The organism is Helicobacter pylori, assembly GCF_014497725.1.
Lineage (GTDB): Bacteria > Campylobacterota > Campylobacteria > Campylobacterales > Helicobacteraceae > Helicobacter > Helicobacter pylori_DE.
Window position 1 is genome coordinate 59,501 of record NZ_JACTGF010000008.1, and the last position, 10,836, is coordinate 70,336.

The following is a 10,836-nucleotide window of genomic DNA, read 5'->3' on the forward strand; positions in this document are numbered from 1 at the left end:
AAATCACTCTCTAATCATCACAATCCTAGACTTAACGCGCAATTTTTCAAAATGCTCTTCTAAAATCTTATCCTTAGATTCTTCCACTAATTTCTGGGCGATAAATTGCTTGGCTTGACTGAAGCTCACTTCGTTTTTACCCTTTTTTTCTTTGATATAAAAAGTGATGAACTGCCCCCCACCCCCATTCATAACGGGCGTGAAAGATCCTTGCTCATGCGAAATAAAGACTTGAGCGATTTGAGGGTTTAGGGTTTTCATCTCTATTTTTTCATTGGCCTTACTCACCCCTGGAATTTCCAAATTAGGATCTGCCATAGCCCTTTCTAAATCTTCTTGACTCGTTGAAGTGTAGCGCACGGTTTCTATTTCTGTGGGGATACTGAATTGCTCCTTGTGTTTGTTGTAATATTCGCGCATTTTGGTTTCAGAGCTGGTATCCACATTCGTGAGTAAGATATTACGCAACAATTCTTGCATTTCTAAATGCTCCTTAAGCTGATCTCTATAGAGTTTATAATGCCCCTCAGCCATAAGCATTTGTTTGAAATGGTCTAAATCCATGCCTTGTTGTTGCGCCATCATCGCCATTTCTTGGTCTAATTTGTCGTCATCTACATGGATTTTTAAGCGTTCAATTTCTTGGTTTTTAATGCGCTCAGCGATCAAACGATCCCTGGCTTGAGCTTTGCTCACTTTAGATTTTTTTTGCTCTTCTTGGATTTGATACAGCGTGATAGGCGAGCCATTAACAAGCAAAGAAATGCCCCCTACGACCTTATCTTCAAGGGTGTTTCCTGCAGCGTTATTAGGATTACCAAAAATGGAATTGAATTGAGAGCTAGGGCTTGCTCCTTTATTTTTTTCAAGAGTTTGAGAGATTGTCTCTTTTTCTTCAAGTTTTGGTGTATTATTTTGTATGCTTTGATTTTGCATGCCTTTAGCGCTCTCTTTGATTTTAGGAGGCGTTATTTTTTGAGTGGGATTTTTAGAATCCCCATGATGGACTTCTGCTCTGGGTTTTGCTCTGGTTTTGGTTGTTTTCTTTTCTTCGGTGTTTTTCTTTTCTTCTTTATTCTTCAAATCCTTATTCTTTAATTCCTTACTCTTCAATTCTTGGCGGATTTTTTTATCCAAAGAAGACTCTTGCTTCCTCCCTTCTAAGGCTTCTACTTTAGAATCAGGCTCTGCATAAACCACCCCAATAAACAATAGAACCTTAGAAATATAAGAAAAAATTTTCCTCATCAACCCAATTTCTCTTTCAAAATAGCATTCACCACGCTAGGATTAGCCCCTTTTAAATTTTTCATCGCTTGCCCTACAAAAAACCCAAAAAGCTTGTCCTTACCGCTTTTATATTCAAGCACCTTGTCGGCGTTGTTTTTTAACACTTCTTCTACGACTTTAACAATCGCTTCTGTGTCATTGACTTGAGATAAGCCCATTTGTTCAATGAGCGCATCCACATCGCCCCCTTGCTCTTCTAAAAGCTTGTCTAATACATCTTTAGCGCTCTTGCCTGAAATCTTGCCATCATCAATGCGTTTGGCTAAAGCGCCTAGCGCATGAGCGCTAACTCCGCAATTTTCTAAAGTGGTTTCGGCTTTCAAGCGCCCTAATAATTCCACGCAAAGCCATGTTACGCTCGTTTTAGCCTTAACCCCAAGATTAAGCATGCTTTCAAAATACTCCGCCAATAAAGGATCACTCACCAATAAATTCGCATCGTCTTCTTTAAGGTTAAAATCTTTCATGTAGCGGGTTTTTTTCGCGCTAGGCAATTCATTGATCTTTTGAGATTCTTTTAAAAGTTTTTCATCAATAAAAACAGGATACAAATCCGGATCTTTAAAATAGCGGTAATCCGCTGACTCTTCTTTATTGCGCATAGAAAGGGTGATCCCTTTGGCGGTGTCAAAAAGGCGCGTTTCTTGAACCACCTCTTCATTATAACGCCCACTTTCCCACGCCGCGCTTTGGCGCTCTATTTCGTATTCAATCGCTTTAGCGATGAATCTAAAGCTGTTTAGGTTTTTAATCTCCACCCTCGTGTAAAGCTTTTCATCGCCTTTGGGTCTAATGGATACGTTCGCATCGCACCTGAAATTCCCCTCTTGCATGTTCGCATCAGAAATCCCTATAAAACGCACGATAGCACGGAGCTTTTTCAAATACGCTATGGCTTCTTCACTATTTTTCATGTCCGGCTTGCTGACAATTTCTAATAAAGGGGTGCAAGCGCGGTTCAAATCCACCAAAGAATAGCTGCCCTCATGGATATTTTTACCGGCGTCTTCTTCCATGTGGGCTCTTTCAATACGCACGATTTTTACGCCCTCTTTGGTGTCAATCTCTAATTTCCCATCGCTCACAATGGGGACTTCAAACTGCGAGATTTGATAAGCCTTAGGCAAATCAGGGTAAAAATAATTTTTCCTCGCAAAAATGGAATGCTGGTTGATATTGGCTTCAATGGCTGTGCCTAATTGGATGGCTTTTTTAACCACTTCTTTATTCAATACCGGTAAAGCTCCCGGTAAACCCAAACACACAGGGCAAGTGTTAGAATTGGGGGTTTCTCCAAAGCTTGTAGAACAAGAGCAAAAGATTTTGGTTTTGGTGTTGAGTTGGACATGGACTTCTAGCCCGATTACAGCTTCAAATGGCATTATTTGTCCTTACTCTTTTTATTGCTCACAATGGCAAAAGTTAAGTCGTTGATTTCGGTGTGCGCTTTAATGAAATCATTGATTTCTTTCAAACTCATTTTTTGGATTTGATTGAGTAGCGTTTGGTTGAAATTTAAAGGCAAACCTAAATAAAAATAATTGTAAGTGGTGTTCAAGCGGCTAGAGATCGTTTCATTCCTTAAAGGCTCAGAGCCTAGTAAAAACTTTTTAGCGTCGTCTAATTCTTGTTGCGTCATGCCTTTTTCTATAAATTCCTTAACGATTTTTTTAACTAAGACAACGCTTTTAGCTTGAGTGCTGAGCTTGGTTTGCAAATACCCGCTAGCAAAATGCGCCACTTTAGAAAAATTAGAGCGGATATACACGCTATAAGCCAAGCCCTCTTGAACCCTGATTTTTTCCATCAAACGAGAGCCAAACCCTCCCCCAAGCACAAACATCATGACTTTAGATTTCGCTAAATCCTGTTTTAAATCCTTGATTTTAAAGGGCGCACCAAAATACACGAAAGCCTGCTCAGTGTCTTTATAGAGGACTTTTTCGCTTTTTTTATCGCTCGTTTCAAAATAAGGCTCTTCATACGCTTTACCTTGCGGCAAGAAATTAAGAGCGTTATTCAAACGCTTAAGGGTTTGATCGATTTTCAAATCGCCCCCAAGCACCACCACGAGCTTATTGAGTTCAAAGACCTTAGAAAATTGCTGTTTCAAATCCTCTAGCTTGATTTTTTGGAGACTCTCTTTAGTGCCTAAAGCTGCGTTAGCTAAAGGGGTGTTAGCAAAAAGTTCTTGTTTTAAAGTCAGTTTAGCCAAATAATCAAAATCGCTTTCTTTTTGTAAAAGCGCGGCCAACATTTGGGTTTTGACTTTTTCTAAAGCGTTTTGCGTGAAATTAGGGGATTTTAAAAGCTCTTTTAAGCGCATGATGGCTTCATCTTCGTATTCTTTTAAAAATTCTAAAGTGATTTGCAAATCTTCTGCGCTGGTATCCACATTCAAACTGATCGCTTTTTGCTCTAAAAGTTGTGCAAACCCCACCGCGCCAAGCTCTTTAGTGCCTTCGTTTAAAACTTGCGCGAATAATTTCGCCAAACCCAACTGGTTTTTATCGCTTAAGCTCCCACCCCCCCTAAAGGCTAAATGGATAAACCCCATAGGCAACAAATGGTTTTCTTCATAAATCACAGGGACTTTAGCTTGATTGATTTCTTGGTGTGTCAAAGCGCTCGCTTGTAACCCCATAAAAACTCCTAATAATAAAGTGATTAAAATTTTTTTCATTCTCATGCCTTTGTTCTAACAGAGTATCGTTTTAAGATTTCATAAGCGGTGTTTCGCTTAGCCGCCACGCTCCCAATGTCTTCAATAAGCTCTATCATTTCCGCTTCATTCATGCAAAAACTCGTCCCGGCCGCTTTCACTACATTTTCTTCCATCATCACGCTCCCTAAATCATTCGCTCCAAACAATAAGGCTAACTGCCCTATCATAGAGCCTTGAGTAACCCATGAGCTTTGGATGTTTTGAACGTTATCTAAAAAAATCCTACTGCATGCCAAATAGCGTAAATACCGATTGGAACTCGCCTTTTTAATGCTAGGGATTTCTTCTTTTAAAGGGGTGTTGTTGGGCTGAAAACTCCATAAAATAAAAGCCCTAAAGCCGCCGGTTTCATCTTGCAGATCGCGCACCCTTTGTAAATGCTCTATTACATCTTCTTCATTATCCACGCTCCCAAACATCATGGTAGCCGTGCTTTTAATCCCGCAAAGGTGTGCCATTCTATGCACTTCAATCCACCGATCACTGCTCAATTTTTTAGGAGCAATGACATCGCGCACCCTATCGCTTAATATTTCTGCTCCCGCTCCTGGAATGGAGCTTAAACCGGCGTTTTTCAACCTTTCTAAAACTTCTTTTAAAGACAATTTAGAGATTTTAGAAATGTAATCAATCTCAACCGCGCTAAAACCATGAATGGTAATGGTGGGGAATTTTTGGGCGATATGGCTGACTAAATTTTCATAATAGTCTATTTTGAGCTGCGGGTGCACCCCCCCTTGAAAAAGGATCTGCGTGCCGCCAATAGCGAGCAATTCTTCAATCTTTTGATCAATTTCTTCATAGCTCAACACATAGGCGTCTTTTTCTTTTAAGGTGCGTTTGAACGCGCAAAACTTGCAATCCACAAAACAAATATTGGTGTAATTGATATTCCTATCCACAATAAAAGTCGTCAGGTTTTCAGGGTGCAAGCGTTGCTTTACTCTCAAGGCCCTTTGCCCTAATTCTTTCAAGGGCGCGTTTTTCATTAAGTCTAAAATTTCTTCTTTGTTAATGCGCATTTTAAAACCTTGTTCCCATAGAAAATTCAAAATGTTGCGTGTAATCGTCCATGTTAGGGTTGAAGCACAGCCCTTTACATTTTTTGCCATTGCCATCGCCCCATTGGTTGAAAAACGCTATAGGGAAAATCAACACCAAAGGCCCCATGGGCGAAATCCATTCAATCTGTAAGCCTGTAGAAGCCCTCCAAGTCGCTCTTTCAAACCCAGCCCCTATCACGCCATAATCTTTAAAATTCGCTGTTGTGAGAGGAGCGTTATAGAAGAAACTCCCCCTAGTTGGGGTTTTAAAGGTTAAGAAACCAAAGTCAAAAAACCACGCTAAACGCATTTTAGCCGCTTTTAACACCCCATAGCTCAACTCAGTAGAAGCGGTGAAAATCCCATCGCCTCCAAGCCACAAGCCAAACTCATCTTTAGGCGTAACTGAGCCGTTTCTAAAGCCTCTCACTGTGGTTACGCCCCCCATGTAGAAGGTGGAGTTTAAGGGCAAGTAATCATCGGTGTTATACCTAAAGATATAGCCCCCTTGCGTTTTAAAGCGAGCGATCAAATCTATCAATAAATATTTTTGCAAATGGTGGTAAGCGGCGAATTTACCATAGACTTTAGTGTTACGGACATTCCCGCCTAACCCGTTCCACGAATTGAGCGTGCCAGAGCTTGGCAAACCAGACATCGTCGCATAAGAGCTAAAGATAACCCCATTTCTAGGGAAATAATAATCATCGGTATTGTCATAGCTCACATCAAGAGTGAAAGAGCTGGTAATAGGTGTATGATAATCCCTATCCCAAATACCTTTTATTTCTGGTGAAGTGGTGATCGCTCCAGGATTAGAACAACTTTCAGGGACCAATGGAGTTCTACCGCCTGATAAGCGATTGATAATCACCGATGCGGGTGTGGAACATTGCCTTGGAGAGACTACTTCATTCACAGAGGAATAATAGCGGTTGTATAAAGGGCTGCTGAAACCAAGGAGTTTGGTAACATTCAAGTTATACCCTAAGCTCACATGGGTTCTATTACCCAACATGCGCCCAACATTCACCCCAAAGCCTCCGCCTTGTTGGATGTATTGGTAGCTTATCCTATAATCCGCATAAAGATTGATCGTAGAGCTATACCAGCTGTCAAAAATCCTTGGATTAGTCAAGCTTAAATTCCCGGCAAACATACGCCCCGCCCCTTTTGGCATGCCTGGATAAGATCTACCCCCCCCTGTAGCGATGTTAGCATACAAGCTCATGCTTTGCCCTGTGCCAAAAAGATTCCTTTCGCTCACGCTCCCATTAAGCATAAGCCCTCCATAAGAGCCATAACCTAACCCAAATTGCAACTGCCCGGTGCGCCCTTCTTCTACGCTCACTAACAAATCCATAAGCGAGCTATTCACCCTTTTTTCTTCAATTTTAACTTTAGAGAAAAACCCTAAACGCCTTAAAGAATTTTCAGAATTTCTCAGTTTGGTCAAGTTGTATTTATCTTTAGGCCCTAGTAACAATTCCCTCCTAATGATCCTATCGCTCGTGCGCTGGTTCCCTGAAATGATGACATCATTGATATACACCATATCGCCCACTTCAATACGATAAATGACTTTCACAAGCCCGTTTTTTTCATCTTTATCCAAGTCTGGCTTCACCACCGCAAACGCATAACCCTTATCAGCGATTTCGGTTTTTAAAATTTGCGCATCCGCTCTTAAATGCTCAATATTAAAGACATCTTTTCTTTTCACTTTAAGGGCTTTTTCTAAGGTTTTTAGGGGGACTACCGGGTTGTCAATCTCTATTAAAATGTCTGAAATCCTGTATTGGATCCCCTCTTTGACTTTATAATGGAGCTTAGCGTCATGGGTAGAAAAATCCGTTTTCAAAAAAGGCGAAGAAATATGAGCGTCCAAATAACCCCTACGCATATACACATCTTGGATACGCAAAGAATCGTATTCTAATTGATCTAAGCGCAATTTTCCGTCATTCAAGCCCCACATCCAGCCCATGAAATCTCGTTGCTTGTTCGCGCTCAAAGATTCAATCACACGGCGTTTTAATTTATCGCTTCCCTCATAAATGGATTGTTTGATATAAATGCTATCCCCCCTATTCACATCAAACACGATTAATAACGCACCCTCACTGACCTTTTGGGTACGCACCTCCACCACGCTCCCATAATAGCCCTGCCCCTCTAAAGCGGTTTTTAAAGCCGTTTTAGCATGCTCTAATTTTTGCTCATCAAAGGTGTCGCCCTTTTTGATCCCCATTTGGGATTTTAAGCCGTCTTTTTCCTTTTCAGTCCCATAACCCTTGATTTCTACCCCGGCAATTCTGGCTTTTTCATCAAAATGAAACTCTAATATGCCGCCTTCAAAAGTGGCATAAACATCTTTAAAATACCCTTGATTAAACAAAGCCAAAACAGCGGTGTCTATTTTTTTAGAATCCACAATATCGCCCACACGAATCTTTACAATTTCATTAGCGAGCATGTCAGACATGTAAGAAAGCCCAATATAAGAAACGGACTTGACTTTCATTTCTTTAGGCGTTTGACTTGATTGAGAGGTTTCGTTTTGAGCTTCATTTCTTTGAACTTCATTTTTTGGAGCCTCATTTTTTTGAGATTCTTGAGAGGCTTCTTTTGGCGGAGCCAAATCGTTTGGTTTAGAGCCGTCATTTTCTAAAGCTTCAACGCTGGTATTGATACATGCGAAAACAAGAGAAGATAGAATAAATTTTTTAATACTGATTTCCTTAATAGATTTTAGCTTGAGTGTTGTTAGTAGCATTATTATAACTAATCATTCTTAAAAACGCTAAAAATTATTAAAATTTTTGTATAAAATTATACAAACTATCCCTTTCTACCGCAACAAAACCAGCGTCCTTGATTTTAAATACCAAATCTTCTTTTTCCAAACCATGCCGGCTCTTCGCGCCTGCCGCGCTTTGAATGCTCTCTATTTCTATCGTGCCGTCTAAATCGTTAGCGCCAAATTCTTGAGCCACTAAAGCCAAATTCAAGCCCAAAGTCGCCCAATAAGCTTTAATGTGGGGGATATTGTTTAAAAGAATGCGGGATATGGCGATGGTTTTTAAGATTTCTATCGCGCTAGGGGATTTTTCCACTTTCAAATAATTGTTTTCTTTTTGATATAGCAAGGGAATGAATGCGTTAAAGCCCCCTTCTTTATTTTCCACTTTATTTTTAGGGCTTTGAGTTTTTTTGATTCTCAGCATGTGATCGATGCGATGGATTTTATCTTCAATATGCCCAAAAAGCATGGTAGCGTTACTCATTTTGCCTAATTTGTGCCAATAAGCATGGATTTCTAACCACCGAGAAGATCCCACCTTACCACTACAGATTTTACGCCTAACTTCTTCATCAAAAATCTCTGCTCCCCCGCCAGGCATGGAATCCACCCCAGCTTTGAGCATGTCTTCTAACACCAATTCAAAAGGTTTGTTGAATTTAACGCTTAAAAAATGCACTTCTGCAGCGGTCATGGCCTTTAAGTGCAAGTTAGGCATTTCTTGTTTGATGGTTTCAAACACTTTTAAATACCACTCATAAGAGTAATTAGGGTTATGAGCACTCACGATATGGACTTCTTTAATCCCCTTGTTGTAGGAATTTTTAACCTTTTCTAGGATTTCTTCTAAGCTCATTTCATAGGGGTTAGGGTTTTTTCTGTGGGCTGAAAAGGCGCAAAACTTGCAAGCGTCTGCGCAAATATTGCTAGGGTTTAAATGCCTATTGACATTAAAATACACGATTTTTTGGTGCATGTTTTGGCGCATGCGATCCGCTGCTTCCCCTAGCGTGTATAAATCATAATCATAAAGCTTCACTAATTCTTTACTTTCAGTAATTTGATTGTCTAATACTTTTTCTAAAAAATCCATTATTAATTGCCCTTTCATTATTAAAGATAAACATTGTAGCATTTTTAGATTGAAGAATGCTTTTTATATATTATATAAAAATATCCCTTTTAATCCCCCCCTATTGATACTAGCCCCCTTTTTTTGACCTAATTCTCATTAAAAGCACTTTTATGATAAAATCTAAGCTTTATCAAGCCATTAGCTAGCGTTCTTTCTCATTTTTTGCAAGTTTTTGAAAATTTTCATACTCTTGTTTACTTTTTCATTATCATTTATGCTATAATTATGGGACAACTTAAACCAACACAAAGGAGATACTATGTTATCAAAAGACATCATTAAGTTGCTAAACGAACAAGTGAATAAGGAAATGAACTCTTCCAACTTGTATATGAGCATGAGTTCTTGGTGCTATACCCATAGCTTAGATGGCGCGGGGCTTTTCTTGTTTGATCATGCGGCTGAAGAATACGAGCATGCCAAAAAGCTTATCGTTTTCTTGAATGAAAACAATGTGCCTGTGCAATTGACTAGCATCAGCGCGCCTGAGCATAAGTTTGAAGGTTTGACTCAAATTTTCCAAAAAGCCTATGAACATGAGCAACACATCAGCGAGTCTATTAATAATATCGTTGATCACGCCATAAAAGGCAAAGATCATGCGACTTTCAATTTCTTGCAATGGTATGTGTCTGAACAGCATGAAGAAGAAGTGCTTTTCAAGGATATTTTGGATAAAATTGAGTTGATTGGTAATGAAAACCATGGCTTGTATTTGGCTGATCAGTATGTCAAAGGGATCGCTAAAAGCAGGAAATCTTAATTTTAGGGTATTGGGTGCAAAAACTAGCCGTTTTTGATTTTGACTCCACGCTAGTCAATGCTGAGACGATTGAGTCTTTAGCGAGGGCGTGGGGGGTGTTTGATGAAGTGAAAACAATCACTTTGAAAGCCATGAATGGCGAGACAGATTTTCATAAAAGTCTTATTTCAAGGGTGTCTAAACTCAAAAACATGCCCTTAAAACTAGCCAAAGAAGTTTGTGAAAGTCTGCCTTTGTTTGATGGGGCGTTTGAACTCATTAGCGCCTTAAAAGAGAAAAATTACAAGGTGGTTTGCTTCAGCGGGGGCTTTGATCTAGCGACCAATCATTATAGGGATTTATTGCATTTAGATGCGGCTTTCAGTAACACGCTGGTAGTGGAAAATAACGCCTTAAACGGCTTGGTTACCGGGCATATGATGTTTTCACACTCTAAGGGCGAAATGCTACTCGCCTTGCAACGCTTATTGAACATCAGTAAAGATCGCACTTTAGTCGTGGGCGATGGGGCGAATGACTTGAGCATGTTCAAACATGCCCATATCAAAATCGCTTTCAATGCTAAAGAGGTTTTAAAACAGCACGCCACGCATTGCATTGATGGACCCAATTTAGCCCTAATCAAGCCTTTGATTTAAAAAATTTTTTTTGTAAAATACTCCTTTAAATCATAAGGATAACCATGTTCCAACCCCTATTAGACGCTTATATAGACAGCACCCGTTTAGATGAAACCGATTATAAGCCCCCATTAAATATAGCCCTAGCCAATTGGTGGCCTTTGGATAAAAGAGAAAGCAAAGGGTTTAGAAAAAAATTTATTTTACATTTCATTTTAAGCCAACGCTACACAATCACCCTCCACCAAAACCCTGATAAACATACAGACATCGTCTTTGGTAACCCCCTTGGATCAGCCAGAAAAATCCTATCCTATCAAAACGCAAAAAGAGTGTTTTACACTGGTGAAAATGAAGTGCCTAACTTCAACCTCTTTGATTACGCCATAGGCTTTGATGAATTGGACTTTAACAATCGTTATTTGAGAATGCCTTTATATTATGATAGACTACACCA

The 10,836-nt window shown here is 39.8% G+C and carries 8 protein-coding genes and 1 pseudogene; 3 read left to right on the forward strand and 6 right to left on the reverse strand.

What is annotated here, in order from left to right:
• Positions 1 to 3 precede the first annotated feature (3 nt).
• The 6 genes from H7N69_RS06440 to mqnE are packed head-to-tail and all read right to left on the reverse strand — an operon-like array spanning position 4 to position 8,954.
• Positions 4 to 1,248, reverse strand: coding sequence for a SurA N-terminal domain-containing protein (locus tag H7N69_RS06440; protein WP_165558918.1), 1,245 nt, complete (start codon positions 1,246 to 1,248; stop codon positions 4 to 6).
• On the reverse strand, positions 1,248 to 2,672 hold the full coding sequence (gatB, locus tag H7N69_RS06445) for an Asp-tRNA(Asn)/Glu-tRNA(Gln) amidotransferase subunit GatB (protein WP_187885158.1): 1,425 nt from the start codon (positions 2,670 to 2,672) through the stop codon (positions 1,248 to 1,250). Before gatB ends, H7N69_RS06440 begins: the two co-directional genes overlap by 1 nt.
• Positions 2,672 to 3,973, reverse strand: coding sequence for a M16 family metallopeptidase (locus H7N69_RS06450; protein ID WP_187885159.1), 1,302 nt, complete (start codon positions 3,971 to 3,973; stop codon positions 2,672 to 2,674). The genes gatB and H7N69_RS06450 overlap by 1 nt, the downstream gene beginning before the upstream one ends.
• Before the next feature lie 2 nt (positions 3,974 to 3,975).
• Positions 3,976 to 5,067: a dehypoxanthine futalosine cyclase gene (locus tag H7N69_RS06455; protein ID WP_187885163.1), complete on the reverse strand. Its 1,092-nt coding sequence runs from the start codon at positions 5,065 to 5,067 to the stop codon at positions 3,976 to 3,978.
• Entirely contained in the window at positions 5,039 to 7,834 is a 2,796-nt protein-coding gene (bamA, locus tag H7N69_RS06460) for an outer membrane protein assembly factor BamA (protein ID WP_187885160.1), read from the reverse strand. Before bamA ends, H7N69_RS06455 begins: the two co-directional genes overlap by 29 nt.
• Positions 7,835 to 7,871: 37 nt before the next feature.
• The gene (gene mqnE, locus H7N69_RS06465) at positions 7,872 to 8,954 is read right to left on the reverse strand and encodes an aminofutalosine synthase MqnE (protein WP_187885161.1); all 1,083 of its coding nucleotides are present in this window, start codon (positions 8,952 to 8,954) and stop codon (positions 7,872 to 7,874) included.
• Positions 8,955 to 9,255: 301 nt separating this feature from the next.
• On the opposite strand from mqnE, the gene H7N69_RS06470 reads away from it, so the two are divergent.
• The 3 genes and pseudogenes from H7N69_RS06470 to H7N69_RS06480 all read left to right on the forward strand — a co-directional run.
• Entirely contained in the window at positions 9,256 to 9,759 is a 504-nt protein-coding gene (locus H7N69_RS06470; protein ID WP_000949202.1) for a ferritin, read from the forward strand.
• Between the two features lie 14 nt (positions 9,760 to 9,773).
• A complete protein-coding gene (gene serB / locus H7N69_RS06475) occupies positions 9,774 to 10,397 on the forward strand; it encodes a phosphoserine phosphatase SerB (protein WP_187885162.1) in 624 nt (207 codons plus the stop codon).
• A 44-nt stretch (positions 10,398 to 10,441) separates the two neighbouring features.
• Positions 10,442 to 10,836 (forward strand): annotated as a pseudogene (locus tag H7N69_RS06480) (glycosyltransferase family 10 domain-containing protein); the annotation flags it as partial.

What these genes read in the sequence shown, in the direction of transcription:
- H7N69_RS06450 (WP_187885159.1), bottom strand. Translation starts at nt 3,973, where the DNA reads ATGAAAAAAATTTTAATCACTTTATTATTAGGAGTTTTTATGGGGTTA.
- mqnE (WP_187885161.1), bottom strand. Translation starts at nt 8,954, where the DNA reads ATGGATTTTTTAGAAAAAGTATTAGACAATCAAATTACTGAAAGTAAA.
- H7N69_RS06440 (WP_165558918.1), bottom strand. Translation starts at nt 1,248, where the DNA reads ATGAGGAAAATTTTTTCTTATATTTCTAAGGTTCTATTGTTTATTGGG.
- gatB (WP_187885158.1), bottom strand. Translation starts at nt 2,672, where the DNA reads ATGCCATTTGAAGCTGTAATCGGGCTAGAAGTCCATGTCCAACTCAAC.
- H7N69_RS06470 (WP_000949202.1), top strand. Translation starts at nt 9,256, where the DNA reads ATGTTATCAAAAGACATCATTAAGTTGCTAAACGAACAAGTGAATAAG.
- bamA (WP_187885160.1), bottom strand. Translation starts at nt 7,834, where the DNA reads ATGCTACTAACAACACTCAAGCTAAAATCTATTAAGGAAATCAGTATT.